This window comes from Thioalkalivibrio sp. ALJ24 (genome assembly GCF_000377785.1).
Taxonomy (GTDB): domain Bacteria; phylum Pseudomonadota; class Gammaproteobacteria; order Ectothiorhodospirales; family Ectothiorhodospiraceae; genus Thioalkalivibrio.
This window is the reverse complement of the sequence record NZ_KB898742.1, coordinates 1-1,155: the sequence shown is the minus strand read 5'-3', so window position 1 is coordinate 1,155 and position 1,155 is coordinate 1. Positions and strand designations below refer to the sequence as shown.

Annotated in this window: 1 protein-coding gene and 1 pseudogene; both read left to right on the top strand. The window is 66.4% G+C overall.

What is annotated here, in order from left to right:
- Positions 1 to 272, top strand: a pseudogene (locus tag D571_RS14515) (methyl-accepting chemotaxis protein); the annotation flags it as partial.
- Between the two features lie 74 nt (positions 273 to 346).
- Positions 347 to 1,155, top strand: an 809-nt coding sequence (locus D571_RS0113460; RefSeq protein WP_018937215.1) for a HAMP domain-containing protein, incomplete at its 3' end; no start/stop codon positions are given.

Below are 1,155 nucleotides of genomic sequence, written 5' to 3'. Positions count from 1 at the left end.
CCCAGCAGAACGCCGCCCTGGTCGAGGAGGCCGCCTCCGCTTCCGAGTCCCTCGACGATCAGGCCCGCGAACTGCTCGAACTGATGGCCTTCTTCAAGGGTTCGCGGGGCGAAGCCGCCACGTCTCCCGCCCGCGAGGAGCAGGGCCGGATGCGCCGCCCGGCAAGCGCCGCCGACCGCCGCCCCGCGAAGAAGGAAAACGGGCCGGCGCCGCGCGCCCGCGCGCCGAAAAACACCCGATCCGAAAGCAACGAGGAGTGGGAGGAGTTCTGACCCCGCGCCCGCAAAACCGACCGCCCCGCGCCCGCAGCGCGGGGCCACACAAGATTCAGGCCGAGGAAACGAACATGGCGGACGAACACAAAGACGGTGACCACATCACCATCAGCGAAGACGAATACAACGAACTGATCCGCATGCGCTGGGCGGTGGATACCGCGACCCAGCCGTTCATGATGATCCGGCCGGACTGGACCATCAATTATCTCAACGAGCCGATGAAGCGGCTGCTGCAGGAGCGCGCCGGGGATATCCGCGCCGCTGGCGGGACGCCCACGGTCACGACCGGCGAGAAGCTGGACCGGGTCTTCCCCCAGCTGCAGGCCGAACGCTCGGCGATGGACCGTTGCCGCCACGAGGGCATCGACCGCGAATACACCATGGGCGAGGCAATCCTCAAGGTCCACGTGACCGGCGAAGACTCCGAGGAAGGCGAATTCCTCGGCAATACCCTGGAGTGGTTCGACCTGACCGCCCAGCGCGATGCCGAAAGCCAGATCGAGAAACTGATCCGCGAGGTCCTCGAAGGCCGCCTCGACGAGCGCATCGATACCGAGGAGCTGGACGGTTTCGTCCGCCAGCTGGGCGACGAGCTCAACCGCCTGATCGATTCAGTGAAGGAGCCGGTGGACGAGGCCATCGAGGCGGTCCAGGCCCTCGCGCGGGGCGATCTCACCGTGCGCATGGAGGGTGATTACAAGGGCGAGTTCGGTCGCATGCAGGAGGCGATCAACGGTTCCATGGATCACCTCGACGACCTGGTGGGCCAGATCCTCGAGGGCGCCAACAATGTCCGCTCGGCCTCCTCCGAGATCGCCCAGGGCAATACCGACCTCTCCCAGCGCACCGAGGAACAGGCCTCCTCGCTGGAGGAAAC